At 64.8% G+C, this 21888-nt stretch carries 18 protein-coding genes; 14 read left to right on the top strand and 4 right to left on the bottom strand.

Annotation, left to right across the window (positions count from 1 at the left end):
- The first annotated feature begins 9 nt into the window (after positions 1-9).
- Both QF038_RS12695 and QF038_RS12690 read left to right on the top strand, forming a co-directional pair.
- Positions 10-840, top strand: coding sequence for a 1-acyl-sn-glycerol-3-phosphate acyltransferase (locus QF038_RS12695; protein ID WP_307610467.1), 831 nt, complete (start codon positions 10-12; stop codon positions 838-840).
- Positions 841-969: 129 nt separating this feature from the next.
- A complete protein-coding gene (locus tag QF038_RS12690) occupies positions 970-2361 on the top strand; it encodes a class II 3-deoxy-7-phosphoheptulonate synthase (RefSeq protein WP_307610466.1) in 1392 nt (463 codons plus the stop codon).
- 33 nt (positions 2362-2394) lie between these two features.
- Here the strand turns inward: QF038_RS12690 and pknB are convergent, their stop codons facing one another.
- A complete protein-coding gene (pknB, locus tag QF038_RS12685) occupies positions 2395-4452 on the bottom strand; it encodes a Stk1 family PASTA domain-containing Ser/Thr kinase (protein ID WP_307613468.1) in 2058 nt (685 codons plus the stop codon).
- A gap of 123 nt (positions 4453-4575) precedes the next feature.
- Entirely contained in the window at positions 4576-5955 is a 1380-nt protein-coding gene (locus tag QF038_RS12680; RefSeq protein WP_307610465.1) for a LysM peptidoglycan-binding domain-containing protein, read from the bottom strand.
- Positions 5956-6196: 241 nt separating this feature from the next.
- Between QF038_RS12680 and QF038_RS12675 the strand changes: the two genes are divergently transcribed.
- On the top strand, positions 6197-6550 hold the full coding sequence (locus tag QF038_RS12675) for an Rv2175c family DNA-binding protein (protein WP_170850858.1): 354 nt from the start codon (positions 6197-6199) through the stop codon (positions 6548-6550).
- A gap of 22 nt (positions 6551-6572) precedes the next feature.
- Here the strand turns inward: QF038_RS12675 and QF038_RS12670 are convergent, their stop codons facing one another.
- Together QF038_RS12670 and QF038_RS12665 are read right to left on the bottom strand one after the other, a co-directional pair.
- On the bottom strand, positions 6573-7667 hold the full coding sequence (locus QF038_RS12670; protein ID WP_307610464.1) for a polyprenyl synthetase family protein: 1095 nt from the start codon (positions 7665-7667) through the stop codon (positions 6573-6575).
- Positions 7664-8191: a hypothetical protein gene (locus tag QF038_RS12665; RefSeq protein WP_307610463.1), complete on the bottom strand. Its 528-nt coding sequence runs from the start codon at positions 8189-8191 to the stop codon at positions 7664-7666. The genes QF038_RS12670 and QF038_RS12665 overlap by 4 nt, the downstream gene beginning before the upstream one ends.
- A 74-nt stretch (positions 8192-8265) precedes the next feature.
- Between QF038_RS12665 and dinB the strand changes: the two genes are divergently transcribed.
- From dinB to ftsW, 11 genes are all read left to right on the top strand, one after another.
- A complete protein-coding gene (dinB, locus tag QF038_RS12660; RefSeq protein ID WP_307610462.1) occupies positions 8266-9489 on the top strand; it encodes a DNA polymerase IV in 1224 nt (407 codons plus the stop codon).
- Between the two features lie 310 nt (positions 9490-9799).
- A complete protein-coding gene (locus tag QF038_RS12655; protein WP_307610461.1) occupies positions 9800-10174 on the top strand; it encodes a DUF3040 domain-containing protein in 375 nt (124 codons plus the stop codon).
- 379 nt (positions 10175-10553) lie between these two features.
- Positions 10554-10982 carry a division/cell wall cluster transcriptional repressor MraZ gene (gene mraZ / locus QF038_RS12650; RefSeq protein WP_018763545.1) on the top strand — a complete coding sequence of 143 codons (429 nt, stop codon included), beginning with the start codon at positions 10554-10556 and terminating at the stop codon, positions 10980-10982.
- Positions 10983-11148: 166 nt separating this feature from the next.
- Positions 11149-12141 (top strand): 16S rRNA (cytosine(1402)-N(4))-methyltransferase RsmH, encoded by a 993-nt coding sequence (gene rsmH, locus QF038_RS12645; protein WP_307610460.1) that lies wholly within the window; start codon positions 11149-11151, stop codon positions 12139-12141.
- Positions 12138-12860, top strand: coding sequence for a hypothetical protein (locus QF038_RS12640; RefSeq protein ID WP_307610459.1), 723 nt, complete (start codon positions 12138-12140; stop codon positions 12858-12860). The genes rsmH and QF038_RS12640 overlap by 4 nt, the downstream gene beginning before the upstream one ends.
- 48 nt (positions 12861-12908) lie before the next feature.
- Positions 12909-14711 carry a penicillin-binding protein 2 gene (locus QF038_RS12635; protein ID WP_307610458.1) on the top strand — a complete coding sequence of 601 codons (1803 nt, stop codon included), beginning with the start codon at positions 12909-12911 and terminating at the stop codon, positions 14709-14711.
- A gap of 67 nt (positions 14712-14778) precedes the next feature.
- The gene (locus tag QF038_RS12630; protein WP_307610457.1) at positions 14779-16407 is read left to right on the top strand and encodes a UDP-N-acetylmuramoyl-L-alanyl-D-glutamate--2,6-diaminopimelate ligase; all 1629 of its coding nucleotides are present in this window, start codon (positions 14779-14781) and stop codon (positions 16405-16407) included.
- 6 nt (positions 16408-16413) lie between these two features.
- Positions 16414-17880 (top strand): UDP-N-acetylmuramoyl-tripeptide--D-alanyl-D-alanine ligase, encoded by a 1467-nt coding sequence (gene murF / locus QF038_RS12625; protein WP_307610456.1) that lies wholly within the window; start codon positions 16414-16416, stop codon positions 17878-17880.
- Positions 17877-18986: a phospho-N-acetylmuramoyl-pentapeptide-transferase gene (mraY, locus tag QF038_RS12620; RefSeq protein WP_091421972.1), complete on the top strand. Its 1110-nt coding sequence runs from the start codon at positions 17877-17879 to the stop codon at positions 18984-18986. The genes murF and mraY overlap by 4 nt, the downstream gene beginning before the upstream one ends.
- Entirely contained in the window at positions 18968-20539 is a 1572-nt protein-coding gene (gene murD, locus QF038_RS12615) for a UDP-N-acetylmuramoyl-L-alanine--D-glutamate ligase (RefSeq protein ID WP_307610455.1), read from the top strand. The genes mraY and murD overlap by 19 nt, the downstream gene beginning before the upstream one ends.
- A 2-nt stretch (positions 20540-20541) precedes the next feature.
- The gene (gene ftsW / locus QF038_RS12610) at positions 20542-21885 is read left to right on the top strand and encodes a putative lipid II flippase FtsW (RefSeq protein WP_307610454.1); all 1344 of its coding nucleotides are present in this window, start codon (positions 20542-20544) and stop codon (positions 21883-21885) included.
- The last annotated feature ends 3 nt before the right edge of the window (positions 21886-21888 follow it).

The following is a 21888-nucleotide window of genomic DNA, read 5'->3' as shown; positions in this document are numbered from 1 at the left end:
GTTTCGCACGTGTTCTATTGGGTCATGAAAAGGGTCTTCCTCGGTCCGGTGCTGAAGCTGCTTTTCCGTCCCTGGGTTAAGGGACTGGATAACATTCCTGCCGAGGGCGCAGCAATCATCGCTTCGAACCATCTCTCGTTTTCCGATTCGATTTTTATGCCGCTGATGGTCCGCCGGCCGGTGGTGTTCCTGGCCAAATCCGAGTACTTCACCGGCACTGGGATCAAAGGCAGGCTGACCGCGATGTTCTTCCGGCTCACCAACCAGCTGCCCATGGACCGGTCCGGCGGTGCCGCATCTGAGGCATCGCTGACCGCCGGGATGGAGGTGCTTTCGCACGGCGGGCTGCTGGGCATCTACCCCGAAGGCACCCGCAGTCCCGATGCGCGCCTCTACCGGGGAAAGGTGGGCGTGGCCCGGCTGGCGCTCAAAGCCGGGGTGCCTGTGATTCCGGTGGCCATGATCGGCACGGACAAGGTGCAGCCGATCGGTAAGCGGCTCCCGAACATCCGCAGGATCGGCATGATCTTCGGCGAACCACTGGACTTCGCCAAGTACCGGGACCAGGCCGATGACCGCTTTGTCCAGAGGCAGGTGACGGACCAGATCATGTTCGAGCTGATGCGGCTCTCAGGCCAGGAATACGTGGACGAATATGCCGCAGTGGTGAAGCTGCGGCTGGCGGGAAAGCCCGCTGACCCGGTTGCGGCCGCAGAGCCACCCGCGCCGCCGATGCCCGCCGGGCACGGCCAGGACGTGCCCGGCAAAGGCGCGGCCGGGGGCCAGGTGCCGGAGGAAGGCAAGCAGCAGGACGACGGCGGTGCTGCCGCCGCCATCTGAGCAGGCCGCGCGGCTGCCTGGTGCGCCCCGCGCGTGCCGGTGGATTCCCGGGCCGGGTCTGTGACGCCTTGTCCAGGACGCGTGACGGGCGCGGTGTCCGGCGGCCTGCGCTGCCGTTAGTCTTAGATAGTGACTGAGCTATCTGCAAAACCTGCCTTCTCGCTGTCCAGTACCGCCCAGAGCGGGGCGGCCAACTATCCGGGACTCGATAACTGGCGGGACCTTCCCATTTCCCAGCAGCCCAGCTGGCAGGACCGGGAGGTGTTTGATGCCTCGGTGAAGGAACTTTCCGCCCTTCCTCCGCTGGTGTTTGCCGGCGAGGTTGACGTCCTGCGCGAACGGCTGGCCGCCGCTGCCCAGGGTAAGGCATTCCTGCTCCAGGGCGGTGACTGCGCAGAGACCTTCGAAGCAGCCACCGCGGACAAGATCAGCGCCCGCGTCAAAACCATCCTCCAGATGGCAGTGGTCCTGACCTACGGTGCGGCCATGCCCGTCATCAAGATGGGCCGGATGGCCGGCCAGTTTGCCAAGCCGCGCTCGTCCAACGACGAGACCCGCGACGGCGTGACGCTCCCCGCCTACCGCGGCGACATCGTCAACGGCTACGACTTCACCCCCGAGTCCCGCGGCCACGACGCCGCGCGCATGCTGCGGGCCTACCATACCTCTGCTTCCACCCTGAACCTCATCCGGGCCTTCACCCAGGGCGGGTTCGCGGACCTGCGTTCGGTGCACCAGTGGAACAAGGGCTTTACGGAGAACCCGGCGCACGCCCGCTACGAATCCCTGGCACGGGACATCGACAGGGCCATCAAGTTCATGGCATCCTGCGGGGCTGACTTCGAAGCGCTGAAGCGCGTTGAATTCTTCGCCAGCCACGAGGCACTGCTGCTGGACTACGAGCGTGCCCTCACCCGGATCGACTCCCGGACCGGCTTCCCCTACGACACCTCCGCCCACTTCCTCTGGATCGGTGAGCGGACCCGCGAACTGGACCACGCCCACGTTGATTTCCTGTCCCGTGTGCGGAACCCCATCGGCGTGAAGCTGGGCCCGTCCACTACCGGGGATGACGCCCTCCGCCTGATCGACAAGCTGGACCCGGACCGCGAACCGGGCCGCCTGACCTTTATTACCCGCATGGGCGCCGGCAACATCCGCGAGAAGCTGCCGGCCGTCGTCGAGAAGGTCACTGCCTCGGGCGCGCAGGTGCTCTGGGTGACCGACCCCATGCACGGGAACACGGTCACGTCCCCGAACGGCTACAAGACCCGCAATTTCGACGACGTCATCGACGAAGTGCGCGGCTTCTTTGAGGTGCACCACGCCCTGGGCACCGTTCCCGGCGGCCTGCACGTGGAAATGACGGGCGATGACGTTGCAGAATGCCTCGGCGGGGCTGACCCGATCGACCAGGAGGCTTTCCTGGACCGCTATGAGTCGGTGTGCGATCCGCGGCTGAACCACATGCAGTCGCTGGAGATGGCTTTCCTGGTGGCCGGAGCCCTCGCCAAGCGCTGATGCCCTTGAGGGTGGTGCGGGCGGCCGGTCCGCCTACACCACCGTCAAGGTGATGACTGAGCCTTCGGGCACCTTGGTGTTCACCGGATCCTGGTCGCGGACTGTGCCGAAGAAGCCGCCCAGGATGTTATTTACCTTGACCTGGAAGCCCAGGCCTTCAAGGGCCCTCCTGGCCTCTGCCGCCTGCTTGCCGATGTAGCTCGGCACTTCCACCATGCGCGGACCCTTGGAGATGGTCAGTGTTACTGTGCCTCCGCGGGTGAGTGTGCCGTTGGCAGGTTGCTGGCTCACCACTGCGCCCTCGGGGATGTTTTTGTCGAAGACTTCCTCGCGGGTCACGTCAGCCTTCAGCCCGGCGGATTCGATGGCGTCCACGGCTTTGTCCTCCTCCAGGCCCACAACGTTGGGTACCGGAATGGGCTCGGGGCCTTTGGATACAACGAGCCGGACAGGGGTGCCATGCCGTGCTGGCGTTCCGGGGGCGGGGTCCTGGGAGAGGACAACACCTGCCGCTGCCGTTTCGCTGAACTGCTCCGTGACCTCTCCCAAAGCCATTTCCGCCGTGCTGAGGCCGGTCTTGGCTTCCTCAAGGGTGCTGCCCGTCAGCTTGGGAAGCGGGAACAGTTGCGGTCCCTTGGAGACAAACAGCGAGACCGGCTGGAATTTCCGGATCTCCGACCCGGCCGGCGGCTCCGTCCCCACCACCAGGCCGCTGGGCACGTCATCGTCGAAGACGTCGCTGGTAGTGGACTGGAACCCGGCTTTGCTGAGGAGCCCCTGGGCTTCGGCCACCGTTTTGTTGGCTACAGCCGGGATGGCGGCTGCAGAACCCGGGCCCATGCCGAAGAACCAGCCCGCGCCGGTGGCCAGCAGCGCGGCTATGACCAGCACCACAACCCACAGGATCCCGCGGCGCCGCGCGCTGCCTTCGCGCAGGTTCCGCGCCGGGACAGCAGCAGCCCGTGCGCGGGCCCTCTCGTCTTCCTTATCGGCCTTCCGCTGTGCCCGTTTGGTCAAGGCGGCACCAGGCGCGGGATGCCATACCTGCTCGTCGGAGTCCGGGGGAGTGAGGTTGTGCCGCGCGCCGGAGACAGCCGGGGGTGCTTCCTGACCGGCGCGTGGACCGGCCTGGGAGTGCGGAGGGCCGTGAGGTGATGCCGGGGGCTGGCCAAAAGGCATAACGCTTGTCGGATTGTTGGTGCGGGCTATGACTTCTGTGTGGTTTTGGGATGCCGCGGCACCGGCCGCGGGCGGTTGCAGGTCCAGTTCCCGGTCGGTGAGGTTGGTCCTGATATGCCGCAGTTCCTGCAGCAGCGCATTGCCGTCGATCGGCCGGTTCTCGGGATCGTTAGCCGTGCACCACTGCACCAGTTCGTCCACTTCCGCTGCCAGACCAGGGACCACGGCCGACGGCGGACCGACAGTCCCGTTCACGTGCTGGTACGCCACCTGGATGGGGACCTCGCCGGTGAACGGCTGCTGGCCGGTCAGCATTTCATAAAGCATGATGCCCACCGAGTAGACGTCGCTCCGGGCGTCTGCGGGTTTGCCAAGGACCAGTTCCGGCGAAAGGTATGCGACGGTGCCGAGCAGGGCTCCCGTCGAGGTGGATGTGGTGACAGCGCGTGCCAGCCCGAAGTCGCCGATCTTGATCCTGCCGTCGTCAGCTATCAGGACGTTTTCGGGCTTGACGTCGCGGTGGATGAATCCTGCGGCGTGGGCGGCGCCGAGGCCTTCCACCACGGGGTCGATCAGCGCCAGGGCCAGCCTGGGCGGAAGTGCCCCCTTGCTGTTGATCACATCCCGCAGCGTGTGGCCCTTGATGTACTCCATCACCAGGTAAGCCGTGTGGTGGTCTGTGCCCTGGTCCAGCACCCCCACCACGTGCGGGTGTGACAGCCTGGCCGCGGCCTTCGCTTCACGGCCCAACCTGCCCAGGAAGCTTTCATCCGCGGACAGGTGCGGGTGCAGTACTTTCAGGGCCACATCCCGCTCAAGCCGCTGGTCTGTTGCCACGTAAACGGTGGACATTCCGCCCCGCGCCAGCCTGGACCGGATGGCATACCGGTTGTCCACCAGGGTTCCTACCATCGGGTCTGACACGTGTTCCGTCACCCTACGATCGTAATCCAGCAATGAAACGGGTCCGAACCGATACTGGTCCGGACCCGTGCCGATGTCCCTTCGCCGCCCCCCGTTCGCGGGGCAGCGGCGTCAGCCGAAGTTCTTTTGGTGTGCCTTGATGGCTTCGACGTACGTTTTGGTGTCGTCGTACATGCCGTACTTGCTCACCGAGTACTGGCCCTGGTAATAGCCGGCGATGGCTGTGTCCTGGTCCTTGCTGGTGGCCAGGAGCTGGCGGATGATCGCCACGCCGGCAGTTGCGTTGTCATGTGGATCCAGGAGGTTCAGCTTGCGGCCCACCAGGTCCGAGGCCCATTGGCCCGAGCTGGGAATGACCTGCATGGTCCCGATCGCGTTGGCGGGGGAGACTGCGCGCTGGTTGAACCCTGATTCCTGGTGGGCGAAGGCTAGCGCAAGCGAGGGCTCGACGCCCATCGCCCGGGCAGTGTCCGCGACAATGCCCCGCATCTCTTCCCGGGTGGGGACAGGGGAAGCGTTCAGGAGTGCCTTGTTTTCGTTGGCTGAGCTCACCACGGCCGCGGGGTAGCTGAACCCGAGGAAGGAACTGGGCACCAACGGCGTCACGGAGGCCGCCGGCTGGGGTGCCGGCTGGCCCCCAGCGCCCGGGATTACCAGTTTGTTGCCCGGGTGGATTACTGAGGACATTCCCAACTGGTTGGCGGAGAGGAGCTCCGAAAGCTTGACGCCATGCCGGGACGCGATGGCCCACAAGGTGTCCCCGGCCTTGACGGTGTAGGAACCTGTTGCCGGGGCGGGGGCGGCCGGTGCGGCGGAGGCGTTTGCCAGCGCCGCAGGCGGTGCCGCCGGTGCGGGAGCCGTGGCAGCATCACCTGCGCCGACTTTCACTTTCTGCCCGGGGTGGATGATGGACCGCATATTGAGGTTGTTCCAGGCGAACACGTCTGCCAGGCTCACGTTGTGCCTCGCGGCGATGGCCCCCAGCGTGTCGCCGGGCTTCACCGTGTAGGTGGCGCCCGTCCCCGCACTCGTGGCAGCGGCGGGGGACGGTGCGGCAGCAGGGGCCGCGGGCGCATCACCGGAGCCCGTGAGTTTGATCTTCTGTCCCGGGTAAATGATCGTGTTGGCCTGGAGGTTGTTCAGCTTCAGGATTTCGCCCGTGTTCAGCCCGAACCTGCCCGCGATGGCACTGATGGTGTCACCCCGGGCAATGGTGTATTCGGCCGGCGGGGCCGGCTGTGCCGGCTTGAAGGCGGCAGGGATGCTGGTGGAAACAGACGACGCCGGGATGACGGCTGCCGTTGCCTGGGCCGCCTGGGCCTTCATGGCCGCAGCGAGGGTGGCCGGGACGGGATGTGCGGGCTGCTGGGCAGCGGCGGGCTGCGCGAGGGCTAGAGACGACAATACGACCGCTGGCAGCGCCGCTGTTGTGGCGGCAATCATGGGCAGGCTCGGCTTCGGGGGCTGCTTTGGCGAGCGGGACATCGTCATGGGAAGGAATCCTCTTCTCAACTGCGGGCGCGGGCGGGGATGCCGCTGTTATTCCGATACTACTGTTACTGCTGTTAATACTGTTACGAATGTGATGTATGTGAATCTCTCACGGATTCCCGATTAGCACAAGAATTCCGGCATTCCCGGCATAGCGGAATTTCGGGAGTGTCCGCAGGTCAGGGGGCCCTGCATTATGTCCCGACTAGGCGGTACGGCGGCATCGTGGCAACCTTGATCCGTGAGTAATGTTGAAAACCTTGTGGGCGAATGGTTGCCCCTGCCCGACGTCGCACGTTTGTTGGACGTTTCCATCACCAAAGTCCATAGCCTGCTGGAAGACCGGGCATTGGCCGCTTTGCGGGTGGGCGAGCGTAAAATCCGTTCAGTCCCGGCCGAATTCATTCAGGACGGCCAAGTGGTGGACAGCCTTAAAGGCACCATTGTTGTACTGGCAGACGCGGGCTACTCCGACGAGGACCTCATCATTTGGCTTTTTACGCCTGATGAATCGTTGCGGGGACGGCCTATCGACGCATTGCGGGAAGGCCGCAAAACTGAAATCCGGCGCAGGGCGCAAACCCTGGCCTGGTAATTACCCGTCCTGAAACCGGGAATCAGGAGGCCCGGCTGACCGTTGCTTCGGCGAGCCTCCGCAATGCGGTTTTGGGCAGGTCGTCCAAGGGAAGCGTCTCAAGGGCGTCGAATGCCGCTTCGCCAAATTCACTGATCAGGACCTCGGTGGCCTGCAAGGCACCTGACTCTTCGATAATCCGCCGGATCTCATGGATATCCTCGTCCGTGAGATCCGGGCTGCCCAGCCGGGCATCGATAAAGGCGGATTCGGCTGCCGAGGCCTGGTCAAGGGCCAGCGCCACCAGTACCGTGCGCTTGCCCTCCCTCAGATCGTCCCCGGCGGGCTTGCCGGTGGTGAGCGGATCGCCGAAAACACCCAGCACGTCGTCTCGGAGTTGGAAGGCCTCGCCCAGGGGCAGGGCAAACGCCGAATAGCCGCGGAGAAGTTCGTTTGAGGCACCCGCGAGGGCGCCACCCAACGCCAGGGGGTGCTCCGTGGAGTATTTGGCCGACTTGAACCGGATGATGGACTGGGCGCGGCTGACGGCACCGGCCCGGTCGCGGACGGGTCCGGCAACCTCTTCCAGGATGTCCAGGTATTGCCCGGCCATAACCTCGGCGCGCATGAGGTTGAAGATCAGCCGCGCCCGGCTGCCTGCCGCCGCACGTTCTCCAATGTCCGTGAAGGCTTCCTCGCTGAAAGACAGGCAGAGGTCGCCGGTGAGGATTGCTGCCGCCTGCCCGAAACGTTCACTGTCCAGCGCCCAGCCATGGGTGCCGTGGAGCTGGCTGAAGCGGCGGTGGACGCTGGGGCCGCCCCGCCGGGTATCGGAGCGGTCAATGATGTCGTCGTGGATCAGTGCGGCCGCCTGGAACAGTTCCAGGGCCGCTCCCGCCGTCACAACCTGCTGCGCGCTGGATTCGCCGCCCGCGCCCCGCCAGCCCCAGTAGCACATCAGCGCCCGGAGACGTTTGCCGCCAGTGACCAGATTGGAGATGGAGCCCATGATGGGCTCGATGTCCGGGGAGATTGCTGTCATAACAGACTGCCGGGAGGTGAGGAAATCGGTCAGTTCGCCGGCTACGGCCGCCACAAAGGCGGCCTGTTCGTTCCTTAGCTGCTCCGCCGCCGTCACTTGGCTGACTCAGCTGCCACGTTGGCGCCGATAGTGAAGGTCACAACGCCTGCCGCTTCGACCGCGGACAGGTTAACAGTCTCGTTCTCGCCCCGGACAAAGTCCTTCGAGGCAACAGCCCCCACTGCTTCACCCGGAACAGCTTTGAAGCCGCGCGCCTCAAGCTCCTTCGTGTAGAAATCCAGGACGGAGGCAGTGGGCGAGCTGATGGTGGCAACCAGCGCGGCGGTGGCAGGCGCCGACGCCCTGTCGAAGCTGCTGGACACCACGGTGGCGCCGGGCATGAGGGGCAGGAGCTGCTGGGGGAAGCCCTCGACGACGGCTCCTACAGTGGCGGAGGTGTTGGGTGAGGCGGAAGGGCTGGCAGAGGCCGTGGCGGTTGACGTGGCTGCTTCCGGCGAGGACGCGGAGGCGGTGGGACCAGGAGTTCCTGACGGTGTTGGGCTGCAGGCAGCCAGGGCCAATACTGCCGCGGCAGCGAAAGCGGCCAGGGCTGCTGGCTTCAGGTTTCCAATGACCGTCACAGGGACTTTCCTCCTGGGGTTGATGCCGGATTCAGCCTCCAGTTTAGTCAGTACAAAACGATAGGATTACAGCCGTGGGACCTGATGGGACGAATGAGCCGGCCACAGCAGGCCTCCGGGCCCGCAGGCCCAAGTGCATCATGCATGTGGATATGGACGCCTTTTTCGTCTCCGTGGAACTGCGTACGCGGCCGGACCTGCGCGGGAAGCCCGTCATAGTCGGCTTCCCGGCGGAACGCTCAGTGGTCCTGTCGGCCTCCTACGAAGCAAGGGCTTTTGGCGTGAAGTCAGCCATGCCCATGGCTGTGGCAATGCGGATGTGCCCGCAGGCGGTGATCATCGAGCCACGTCATAAGGTGTACTACGAAGTGTCGGCGCAGCTGATGGCAATCTTCGAATCCGTGACCGAACTCGTTGAGCCGCTCAGCGTGGACGAGGCGTTCCTTGATGTAACAGGCGCCATTCGCCGGCTGGGTCCGCCACGGGCCATTGGCGAACTGATCCGCCGCCGCGTGGCGGCGGAGCTGGGCATTACCGCCTCGGTGGGGATTGCGGAGACAAAGTTCGTGGCCAAAATTGCGTCCACCCGCTGCAAGCCGGACGGGCTGCTGCTCATCGGCCCGGACCAGACGGTGCCCTACCTCCATAGCCTGCCAGTGGGCGCACTCTGGGGCATCGGCGCCAAGACGGCTGAGGTCCTTTCCAGGATGGGCATCCGGACCGTGGCTGACGTGGCCGCCACCCCCGTCTCCTCGCTGCGGAAGATGCTGGGTGCAACGGGAGAACATGTGTACCGGCTGGCCTGGGGACAGGACCCGCGTCCCGTCACTCCGGTGCGGCTGGAAAAGAGCATAGGCGCCGAGGAGACCTTTGCGGTGGACACAGCTGACGATGCCCTCCTCCACCGGGAGCTGCTCCGCCTCGCCCATCGTACGGCAGGGCGCCTGCGGAGCTCGGGAATGGTGGCCCGCACCATCGCGCTGAAGCTGCGCTTCGCCGATTTCTCGACCATCACACGCAGCAGGACTCTCCAAACACCCGTGGACAGCGCCCAGCTCATCTACGCAGTTGCGCTGCAACTCCTCGAATCCGTGGACCGGCCAATGACCGTGAGGCTGGTGGGTGTGCGGGCCGAACAACTCGAAGATGCAGCCACCACCTCACTCCAGCTCAGCATCGACCGGCGTGATGACAACTGGCGGTCCGCCGAGCACGCCCTTGACCAGGTAGCCCGCAAATTCGGCAGCAAATCCGTTCTTCCCGCCCGGCTGCTCGAGCCCGGAAGCGGTACTGACTAAAGGCCCGGAAAAGGGCCGGCTTATGGTCTGGTTTTAGGCCTCGAATCAGCCCGCCCGGTGCGTCGGCGAAAGTCATTGCCGTCTTTCAGAACAGCCCTCAACAAACTATCCTTATAAATACAAAGTTTTTGAGTGACTGGACTTACTGCCGGACTCTCTTGGACATGCTTCCGCTCCCGGTCTGCATGCCTGGTTTTCGTTTACCGCCACAGGCGGCGGGTACGGGAACCACCAAGGCATACCAGACGTTATTGGATCAGAAGTAGTGGCTGGGACCAGCCCGGACGTTGGCCTACAAAAGGAGGTCGTGATGCCGCTGTCGGAGCACGAACAGAAGCTGCTCGAGCAGCTGGAGAAGCAGCTTCACGAGGATGATCCAAAATTCGCGAATTCCATGGGGTCGGACCCCGGACGTTCGTGGTCGACAAGACATGTCGTGATCGGCGTCCTCTGTGCGCTGGCCGGCGTCTTCCTGTTGCTCGTCGGCGTCACCCTGCAGAACATCCTCGTTGGTGTCCTCGGCTTTATTGTGATGGGCGGGGGCGTGTATTTCGCCACAATGCGCAGCAGCTCGTCGGGCACCAAGGGCTCGAAGTCCGGCAGCGGCAAAGCCGGCAAGCAGCGCAGTTCCTTTATGAGCAGCCTCGAGGAACGTTGGGACGAGAGGCGCAGGGGAGAGCCCTGATCCATCCAGCCGGCAGGGCAGGACCCACACCGCCCCACTTTGCTCCCCCCCAAATAGGGGAGAGCCGCAAATAGACCCGCTCCGGCGGGTCTTTTGCGTTTAAGGCAGGTCTTTTGAGCGCCATATCGGCCGCACGGCAAAAGCGGCCCGAATGGCGGCCTGGCAGCGCACGAAATTTAACGCCAGTGCAGGAAAAGTCCTCCACTTCCCACCACCGGCAGAATTCCGCGCCATTTCGGGGCGCCAGTCCCAAAGATTGCATGTCGGGAGCGCCCATTCGCGTTGACTGTGGGGGAAAGTGGAGTAATGTGGAGGACATAAGAGGGTGGTTGCAACACAGGGGATGTGCAGTTCCTGACATCGGACAGGCGGTGGGCCAGTGTTTCTGGGCACACATTCGCCGCGTCTTGATGAAAAGGGCCGGATCATTCTCCCCGCGAAGTTCCGTGAGGAACTTGCCAGCGGACTGGTCCTTACCAGGGGCCAGGAACGTTGCATCTACGTCTTCAGCGAGAAGGAATTTGCCCGGGTCCACGAGCAAATGCGGGAGGCGCCAATCTCCTCAAAGCAGGCGCGGGACTATATCCGCGTCTTTCTCTCTGGAGCCTCGGACGAGGTACCTGACAAGCAGGGGCGCGTGACCATTCCACCGGCGCTCCGGGAATACGCAGGACTCGGGAGGGAACTGGCCGTGATCGGTGCCGGAACCCGCGCCGAGATCTGGGACGCCCAGGCTTGGAACGAATACCTCGCAGAGAAGGAAACGGCCTTCTCTGAAACCGATGACCCCATCCCGGGCATTTTGTGACCGGGCAGGGACAGCGGACAGCTTCTTGGTTGGGATCTCCAGCCGGCCCATCAGCCGGCCAACCTGGCTCAACTTCCCCGGAGCCAGGCGGGCAGGACGGTAGGCGCGGATGGGGATCCGGGTCAAGAAACATCCAGGTGACAGCGACGGCGAGAAAGGACGAGGCATGAACGATCAACCGAAGCCCACGTCCGAACGCCATGTACCGGTCCTTCGGGACCGGTGCATCAATTTGTTGGCGCCCGGATTCGAGGCAGCCAGGAGCCGTGGTGAAACTCCGGTGGCCATTGACGCCACCCTGGGCATGGGAGGCCACTCCGAGGCCATGCTGCAGCGCTTCCCCGACCTGCACCTGATCGGGATCGACCGCGATGAAGAAGCCCTTGCCCTGGCCGGTGAACGGCTGACGACCTTTGCAGCCCGGACCGATCTCGTGCATGCCGTCTATGACGAGATCGAAGATGTCCTGGCAGACCTCGGCGTCACGGAAGTGCATGGGATCCTGATGGACCTCGGCGTTTCCTCGCTCCAGCTCGACGAGCGTGAGCGTGGTTTCGCCTACTCCTTCGACGCCCCGCTGGACATGCGGATGGACACCAGCCGCGGCCAGACGGCAGCCGACGTGGTGAATACCTACAGCGAAGAGGAACTGGTCCGGATTATCCGCAAGTGGGGCGAGGAAAAGTTCGCCGGCCGGATCGCCAACAGAATCGTTGCCGCCCGCGCCGCCAAACCGTTCACCACCACCGGCGAGCTCGTGGAGCAGATCCGCTCGGTTGTTCCGGCCGGTGCTGCCAAGTCCGGCGGACACCCGGCCAAGCGGACGTTCCAGGCTTTGCGGATAGAGGTCAACGAGGAACTCGAAGTGCTGGAACGGGCGGTGCCCGCCGCTGTGGATGCCACAGCACTGGGGGGCCGCATCGTTGTGATGTCCTACCACTCCCTGGAGGACAAGATCGTCAAGGGAGTCTTCCAGGCCCGATCGAAGTCCTCCGCTCCGCTTGGCTTCCCGGTGGAGCTGGAGGAACACAAACCCGAACTGAAAACCCTGACCAAAGGCACCGAGGTGCCAACCGCCGTCGAAATCGCCGAAAACCCCCGCGCTGCCTCAGCCAGGCTCCGCGCTGTGGAACGAATTCGAGCCAGGAGAGCTGAATGAGCACCGCTGCCGTGAAGAACTTTCCCGTCGTCTCCGGTACGGCGGCCAAGCACCTCCCTGCCGGATCGCCTGAAGCGCCCCGGAGGAGCCGGACACCACTCTCCGTGGTCCGGACCGTTCCCCGCAAACGCCGTGCGCCTTTTGTGGTGCTGTGCTTCGGCATGCTTGCCTTGGCCCTGATCGCCGTGCTGGTGCTGAACATCTCGGTTTCCACGGCCCAGTACCAGCTGGTGGAATTGCGCGCCACGCAGAGCACCCTGACCAAACAGAACCAGGACCTCACCCAGCAGGTGCAGAACTTCGAAGCACCGCAGAACCTTGCAGCGCAGGCCACAAAGCTCGGAATGGTGCCATCCACTGTTAAGGGCCAGATCGACCTGTCCACCCTGTCGGTGACCGGCAAGGCAACGCCGGCCGTCAAGGACGGCCCCGCCGGCGCAGTGATCCCGGCGCCGGCAGTCGCCGGCCAGCTCACCGTGGTGCCCCCGGCAAGCAAGAGCGGGCCCCTCGAAGCCCGGAAGCCCGTGGAAGACACCCCGGCGGCCCCGGCCGCTGCTTCCCCCGGCAGCACAACCGGCACAACGGGTGCCACGTCAGGCACCCCGGCCGGCGCTGCACCGGAAGCAGCAGCCCAGGTGCCGGCAGCCGCGGCAGTGCCGCCTGTGGAACTTCATGGTGGGTCGGTTCCCGCCCCCGAGCAGAAAGTGCCCGGGCAGTAACACGGCAGGTCTGACAGGCAACAAGGTCGAGCAGCAAGGAATATCACGGTGGCGCAGAGGACCGGCAAGGCAAGAAGCAGCAAGGTTCCCAACGCCACCAAACGCCTCCGGCTTGGCCTGGGGATCATGCTCTCGCTCCTGCTGGTGGTGGGCGGAAAACTCTTCCTCGTCCAGGGGCTTGACGTGGGGGGAATGGCCGAAGCGGCGCTCAACAGCAGGATGAAGCAGACCGTACTGCCTGCGGAGCGGGGCAGCATCCTGGATTCCAATGGCACAGTGCTGGCCAACAGCGTGATCCGCTACAACGTGGTGGTGGACCAGCGGGTCAACACCAAAACGGAGAACTTCAAGCGCCTGGAAACCGTGGACGGCAAGGAAAAGCTGGTGGACGTCAGCCGCGACCAGGGCCTGACCGAGCTTGCAGCGGCCCTGGGCATGGAGAAGGACGACATCCGCGACGCCGTTACCGGGCAGCAGCCCTATTACATCGTGGCCAAGGACGTGAAGCCCGACATCGAGGACCGCATCTCCAGGCTCCAGATTCCTGGGATCGTTACGGAAGGCGTCAGCAAACGGGTCTATCCCAACGGCTCCGTGGCCGGCGGCATCATCGGCTTCCTGCAGGACGGCACCACCGGCCTGGCCGGCATTGAACAGACCCAGGACGGGCTGCTCAAGGGCACGGACGGCAAACGCCTCTTCGAGATCGGCGCCGATGGCCTGCGCATCCCGGTGGGCATGGACGAGCTGACACCGCCGCAGGACGGCAAGGACGTCAAACTCACCATCAACTCGGACCTGCAGTATTTCGCCCAGCAGGCCATCCAAAGCCAGACTGACAAGCTCAGTGCCGAGTGGGGCGTCATCATCGTGATGGACGTCAAAACCGGAAACCTGGTGGCTATGGCCGATACCAACGCCCCGGATCCCAACGATCCGGGCCGGGTGGCTGCCAAGGACCGCGGCGTCCGTGCGGTCACCGCCGCCTATGAGCCAGGGTCCGTCGAAAAAATGCTTACGGCAGCGGCGCTGATCGAGGAAGGCAAAGCCAACCCCCTCAGCGAGTACACTCTGCCGCCGTCTTATACGGTCAACGGCCAGACCTTCAGCGACTCCTTTTCCCACGGCACTGAAAAGCGCACCCTCGCCGGCATCCTGGGCTACTCCATGAACACCGGCACCGTCATGGCCGGCCAGGAGCTGAGCAAGGAACAGCGCTATAACTGGCTAAAGAAGTTCGGCATCGGCGAGGCCCCGGACATTGGGCTGCCCGCAACTGCTTCCGGCATCCTCACACCCTGGGAGCAGTGGGACGGGCGCCAAGAGTACACCGTATTGTTCGGGCAGGGCGTTTCGCAGTCCACCCTGCAGACTGTGAGGGCGTTCCAGTCCGTGGCCAACAACGGCGTGATGCTCCAGCCCCGCCTGATCGATTCCTATGTCTCCCCGGACGGTACCGAGGAAAAGGTCCCGGCCGCACCATCCACGCAGGTGGTCTCGGAGCACACGGCCCAGCAGGTCCAGGACATCCTGGAAAGTGCCGTCACCGAAGGCCAGATCAAGGACGCAGGGATCGACGGCTACCGGGTGGGTGCAAAGACGGGCACCTCGGAATCACCGTGCGACGACGGCAAGTCGGGCTTCTGCGGCTACACCGCCTCCATGGTGGGGATGGCACCGATGGATGATCCGCGGTTTATTGTGGAGGTGGTACTCCAGCGGCCCAAGGGCAGCATCTACGGGATTACCAACGGGCCGGTCTTCCGGTCGGTCATGAGCCAGGCACTGCGGACCTACAACGTCCAGCCGTCCACGGGTGAACCGGCCAGGCTGCCCCAGTTTGCCAAGTAGCAGCCCCGCTTAGAGCACCACTACCGGCCCACCCATGCCGGGCACGACTAGCACCATCGGAGATTCCTTGTCAGAGATCAACCCGCCCGACAACCGCGCCGTCCCGGAGGGACCGGCCGGCCAAGGCCGCTTCCGCCCCTCACGGGTGGAGCCGGTACGGCTGGCAAGCATTGGCGAAGCCATCGATGTTGCAGTTCCTGGCCCGGCAGCTGAGGTGGAAGTCACCGGAATTTCCTTGAACTCACGGACTGTGGAGCCGGGGGACCTTTATGTCGCCCTGCCGGGCGCCACGCGCCACGGCGCAGACTTCGTGCCGCAGGCTGTTGAAGCAGGAGCTGCTGCCGTGCTGACTGACGAGGCAGGCGCCAGGCTGCTGGCGCCCGCCGAGACACCGGTACCCGTGATGATCGTGGAGTCGCCACGGAACGTGGTGGGCCCGCTGTCCGCCCTGATCTACCGCAGCCAGTCAGCTGCCGGCCAGCCACAATTGTTTGGCGTCACGGGCACCAACGGGAAGACCACCACCACCTACTTCATCAACTCGTTGCTTCGCGCCCTCGGCCGCAGCACCGGGCTGATCGGCACCATCGAGATCCACGCCGGCGGGGATCCAATTCCCAGCCTCCTCACCACGCCGGAATCCACCGACGTCCATGCACTGCTCGCCCTGATGCGCGAACGGGGGCTTGCAGCCGCTGCGATGGAGGTCTCCTCCCATGCCATCTCCTTCCAGCGGGTGGACGGGGTGCTGTTCGATGTTGCCGGCTTCACCAACCTCACCCAGGACCACCTGGACCTGCACCTGACCATGGAGGACTACTTCGCCACCAAGGCGGAGCTGTTTACCCCGGGGCGCGCCCGCGCGGCGGTAGTAACGGTCGACGACGAATGGGGCCGGCAGCTTGCCGGCAGCACCAGGGTGCCGGTCACCACCCTCAGCACCACCGGGGCGCCAGCGGACTGGACCGTCACGGGAACCGCCGCGCGCGGGCTCGGCACGGACTTCACGCTGGGCGGTCCCGACGGCGCGGAGCTCCGCATCCATACCGGCCTGCCCGGCAGCTTCAACGTGGCCAACGCGGCGCTGGCGGCAGTTATGGTCCTGGCAGCAGGAGTAGACACCGCAACCTTGCAGGCGGCACTGGACGGGTCCGACCCGTTCACAGTTGCGGTGCCCGGACGGATGCAGCTGGTGTCAACGGAGCCCGCCGCGATTGTTGACTTTGCCCACAACACCGATGCACTCGCCAGGGCGCTGGAAGCGGTACGGTCCCCATTGCCGGACTCCCGCCTCATCGTGGTGTTCGGCGCCACCGGGCAGCGTGACCAGGGTAAACGCCCGGCCATGGGCGCCATCGCCGCCCGGCTTGCCGACGTCGTCATCATCACCGATGACGATCCCCACGACGAAGACCCGGCCGCCATCCGCGCCGATGTCCTGGCCGGAGCCCGGGAATCCCAGGAAAAAGACTCCCTGCCCTGCGACATCCTGGAAGTTTTCCCGCGTGCCGACGCCATCCGCCGTGCCGTTGATCTGGCCCGCCCGCAGGACACCATCCTGGTGGCCGGCCGCGGCCACGAGGTGTGGCAGGAAGTCAAAGGCGTCAACCATGCCCTGGACGACAGGGTAGAGCTGCGCAGCGCCTTGACAGCCAGGGGATTCAACGTTCTCCAAGCCGACCGGATAGAGTCCTAGACCGAGATGATTGCTTTTACTGCGGCGGAGATCGCCGAAATCACTAACGGGCGCCTGGACGCCGATCCCGGAATCACGCCCCTTTCGGTGGTGACGGACTCACGCGATGCCACGCCCGGTTCGCTCTACGTCGCAAAGCCCGGCGAGCATGCTGACGGCCATGACTTTGTTGCCGCCGCATTTTCCGCCGGTGCCAGTCTGGCTTTGCTGGAGCGTCCTGTCGCCGATGCAGATGGGACGGCTTACCCCTCGGTGCTCGTTCCGGATGCCGTGCTGGCCATGGGCGCCCTGGCTGCTGAAGCCGTGCGCAGGATCCGCGCCGCCCGCGCCGAACAGGGCAGCGAACTGACAGTTGTGGGAATCACCGGTTCGGCCGGGAAAACCACCACCAAGGACCTCCTCGCCGGCATCCTGTCGACGCAGGGACAGACTGTCGCGCCGCAGGGCTCCTATAACGGTGAGGTGGGCGTGCCGCTCACTGTCTTTCGTGCCGGAACCGATACCCGGTACCTCGTCATTGAGATGGGCGCCACCGGGATCGGGCACATCCGCTACCTCGCGGACATGGTCAGGCCCGATATCGGCGTCGTACTGGCCGTTGGAACCGCCCATGCCGGCGAGTTCGGGGGAGTGGCAAACATCGCCCTGGCCAAGGGTGAGCTGGTGGAGGCGCTTGCTGCTGATGGCACCGCCATTATCAATCTCGACGACGACCGCGTGGCCGCGATGCGCTCACGCACCGCGGCAAAGGTGCTCGGGTTCTCCGCGGAAGGCCGCGCTGGCGCAGCCGTGCTGGCACTGAACCCCGACACCAACGCGGACGGCAACCCCGAATTCGATCTCCAGCTGCCCGACGGCGAAAACGGCCTGCACGTCAGCAGCCGCCTCATCGGCGCGCACCATATGGGCAACCTCCTGGCCGCCGCCGGAGCAGCCTGGGCCGCCGGGGTTTCGGGGCAGGACATCGCGTCCTCCCTCAGCAGCCAGACCGCAGCGAGCCGCTGGCGGATGGAACGCACTGAGCGGGAAGACGGCGTCACCATTATCAATGACGCCTACAACGCCAATCCCGAATCCATGCGCGCCGCGCTGCGTACCCTGGCAGATCTCGGCCGCGGCCGCCGCACCTGGGCCGTGCTGGGCGCCATGCTCGAACTCGGCGAGGACTCCATCAGGGAACACACCGCCGTGGGTACGCAGGTGGTGCGGCTGAACATCTCCCGCCTGCTGGTGGTGGGCCGGGAAGCCCGGGCCCTCTATGTCTCCGCCGTCCAGGAGGGCTCCTGGGGCGATGAATGCCTCTTCGCGGAAACCGTTGATGAAGCCTACGACGTGCTGAACGCAGAGCTCGAACCTGGCGACCTGGTGCTGTTCAAATCCTCGAACAGCGTGGGACTTCGCCATTTGGGCGATCGGATAGCATTACCCCCACTGACCCCCCAATCCGCCGATGAAAGGAGCACTCCGCTGTGATTGCACTTTTGATCGGCGCCGGCCTGGCCCTCCTGTTCGCCCTGGTGGGGACGCCGCTCTTTATCCGCCTGCTGGTGCGCCGTGGCTACGGCCAGTTCATCCGGGATGACGGTCCCACCTCACACCACACCAAGCGCGGCACGCCCACCATGGGCGGAACCGTGGTGGTGGCAGCCGTACTGCTGAGCTACGGACTCACCCACCTCATCATGATGATGGTGAACCCGGACTCCTCCGGCCCTTCCGCATCGGCCCTTATCCTGCTGTTCCTGATGGTGGGTATGGGGCTGGTGGGCTTCCTGGATGACTTCATCAAGATCTCCCGCCAGCGCAGCCTCGGCCTCAATGCCAAGGCAAAGCTGATCCTGCAGGGTGCGGTCGGAATTATCTTCGCAGTGCTCGCGCTGAACTTTCCCAATGGCGCCGGTGCCACCCCGGCCTCCACCAAGATTTCCCTGGTCCGTGACCTGCCGTGGCTGGACCTTGCTTTCGGTGGGACCGTCCTCGGGGCCATCCTCTTTGTGGTGTGGTCCAACCTGATCGTCACCGCCGCAACCAACGGCGTCAACCTCACCGACGGCCTCGACGGGCTCGCCGCGGGTGCATCAGTCATGGTCTTTGGCGCATATACGCTGATGGGAATCTGGCAAAGCAACCAGGCCTGCGGATCGCCGCGGCAGGCCGGCAGCGGCTGCTACTCGGTCCGGGACCCGCTGGACCTTGCCCTGCTGGCAGCCATCATGAGCGCGGCCCTGGTGGGCTTCCTGTGGTGGAACACTTCACCGGCAAAGATCTTTATGGGCGACACCGGCTCGCTGGCCATCGGCGGGGCCATCGCCGGCTTCGCCATCCTGTCCCGGACCGAGCTGCTGCTGGGCATCATCGGCGGCCTGTTTGTCCTGATCACCCTGTCCGTCATCATCCAGGTGGGTTACTTCAAGGCCACCGGCGGCAAACGCGTCTTCAAGATGGCGCCGCTGCAGCACCACTTCGAACTGAAGGGGTGGGCGGAAGTCACGGTGGTGGTCCGGTTCTGGATCCTCGGCGGGCTTTTCGTGGCCGTGGGCCTGGGCATCTTCTACGCAGAATGGGTTGTGCTGCTGTGACCGTTTCCCCGCGCCTCAAGGACCTCACCAGCTGGGACTCGGACTGGTCCGGCCTCCGCGTTGTAGTGACCGGCATCGGCGTATCCGGTTTTGCCGCCGCCGATACCCTCATCGAACTGGGCGCCCGGGTGGTGGTGGTCGACGCTGCGACATCCGACACCGCCAAGGCCCACGCTGAAACCCTGAAGATCGTTGGCGCGGCCGATGTCCTGCTGGGCGAGGATACGGTGAGCCGCATCCCGAAGATCGACGGCGAACTGCCGGAACTGATTGTCACCTCACCAGGCTGGCGCCCTGACCAGGCGCTCCTTGCTGCCGCCGCGCGGGCGCACATTCCCGTATGGGGCGATGTGGAACTCGCCTGGCGGGTACGCGTCCGGGAGGGCCGCAAGACGGCCGACTGGCTCGCGATTACCGGAACGAACGGCAAGACCACCACGGTGGGGCTCACCGAATCCATGCTCAGGGCGGCCGGACTGAAAGCCATCGCCGTGGGCAATGTGGGCACACCCATCCTCGACGCCCTCCGCGACCCTGTGGATTACGACGTCTTCGCCGTCGAACTCTCCAGCTTCCAGCTGCACTGGGCGCACTCACTGTCCCCGGTGGCCAGCGTGTGCCTGAATGTCGCCGAAGACCACGTGGACTGGCACGGCTCCTACGATTCCTACCTGGCGGACAAGGCCAAGGTCTACGAGCAGACCCAGAAGGCCTGCATCTACAACGCCGAGCAGATCGAAACCGAGCGCATGGTGGAAAACGCCGACGTCGTGGAAGGCTGCCGTGCCGTCGGTTTCACCACCGTCACTCCCGCCATCAGCATGCTCGGCGTGGTGGAAGGCCTCCTGGTGGACCGGGCGTTCATCGCCGAGCGCAAGGACAGCGCCGCAGAACTTGCATCCATGGGGGACCTCGGTGCCTTCGCACCCCGGCACATGGTGGCCAATGCGCTGGCTGCGGCAGGACTGGTACGCGCCTATGGCGTTGACGCCCAGGCGGTGCGCAAGGGAATCCAGGACTACATCCCGGGTGACCACCGCATCCAGCCAGTGGCCCGCCACAACGGGGTGCTGTGGGTCAACGACTCCAAAGCCACCAACCCGCATGCGGCATCCGCGTCGCTGGCCACCTTCAGCAATGTCATCTGGATTGCCGGCGGCCTGTCCAAGGGGGTCACTTACGACGACCTGATCCGCGAGCACGTCCAACGGCTCAAAGCCGTGGTGCTCATCGGAAGCGATACAGCTGACCTCCGCGATGCCCTCCAGCGACACGCGCCGGATGTCCCGGTGATCATCCCGGGCACGGGTGAAACTGAAGAGGTGCAGACTGCCGCAACAGCCGGCCCCGTCCAGGCCGGTTCCTCCGGCGAAACGGTGATGGCCAACGCCGTTGCGTCAGCAGCACAGGTCGCTGAATCCGGCGATACTGTGCTGATGGCTCCGGCAGCTGCTTCCATGGATCAGTTCTCTTCCTATGCTCACCGTGGTGACACTTTCATCGAAGCTGTCCGCGAGCTGGTGGAAGGGCAGGCCCAGACCGGCGAGGAGTAACAATGGTCAGCACGCCCACCCGGCCCCAGCCCGACAAACGGCAGGCCGGCAAGCCAGGCTCCGGCTCCTCGGCAGCACCGGCGCAACGCCCAGCCTCCGTCCCTGTCCGCATCAAGGCGGCCTACCGGAAATTCTGGTCGGCACTGGAAGGAACGGGAACCTCCAAGAACGGCTCCACCTACTACCTCATCCTCGGCTCAACCCTGGCGCTGACGGCGATCGGGATCATGATGGTGCTCTCCGCCTCCAGCGTGGAGTCCATTGCGGCCGGCAAGTCGCCTTACGGTGACGCGCTGAAGCAGGGTGTGTTTGCCGCGATCGGCATCTTCACCATGTTTGTGCTGTCCCGCATCAACGTGGTGTGGCTCAAACGGCTCGCCTGGCTGGCGATCATCGCCGCAGTGGTCCTGCTGGGGCTGGTCCAGGTTGTGGGCGCGGAGGTCAACGGCAACAAAAACTGGATCGACCTCGGCGGCATCACGTTCCAGCCGTCCGAAGCGTCCAAGCTGGCACTCGCACTTTGGATGGCCACCGTCCTGGCCAGGAAAGGCCGCCTGATCAGCCGCTGGCAGCACGTGGCGATTCCTGCCGTCCCCATGGCGATCATCATCGTTGGCCTGGTCCTGGTGGGCAACGACCTCGGAACCGCCATGATCATCATGATGATCACGGCCGCCGCCCTGTTCTTTGCCGGGGCACCCCTGTATCTCTTCGGCATCGCAGGCCTGGTGGCCGCCGCCGGTACGGCCGTTATGGCCGTCACCAGCTCAAACCGCATGTGCCGCATCACCTCCTGGTGGACCGGACAGTCCTGCGCCGACGGCATCGATGCCAACTACCAGGCAACGAACGGCCTGTATGGACTCGCGTCGGGAGGCTGGTTCGGAGTGGGACTGGGGCAAAGCCGGCAAAAGTACAGCTGGATCCCCGAAGCCCACAACGACTTCATCTTCGCCATCATTGGCGAGGAACTCGGCCTGGTGGGCACCGTCGTCGTCCTGATCCTTTTCGCCATCCTGGGAGCCGCCATCTACCGCGTGGTGGTGGCACAGGAGGACATGTTCCACCGCGTGCTGGCCGGCACCATCATGGTGTGGCTGCTGGGCCAGGCCACGGTCAACATGTCGGTGGTGACCGGCCTGATGCCCGTCATCGGCGTGCCGCTGCCCTTCATTTCCTACGGCGGCTCCGCGCTGCTGATGTCCCTCTGCGCCATCGGAGTGGTGCTCTCGCTGGCCCGGGAGCAGATGGCTCCCGCCATCCGGCCCAAACGGATGCTGAAGTTCAAGGCAAAACCGGGGCGGGCCACCGCCGCCACCAAAAAGACTGCAAGAAAGCGTGCCTGACAC

The sequence above is a fragment of the Pseudarthrobacter sp. W1I19 genome, from assembly GCF_030817835.1.
Classification (GTDB): Bacteria; Actinomycetota; Actinomycetes; order Actinomycetales; family Micrococcaceae; genus Arthrobacter.
Note: the sequence above shows the minus strand (reverse complement) of the source record. Positions and strands in the feature narration are given on the sequence as shown.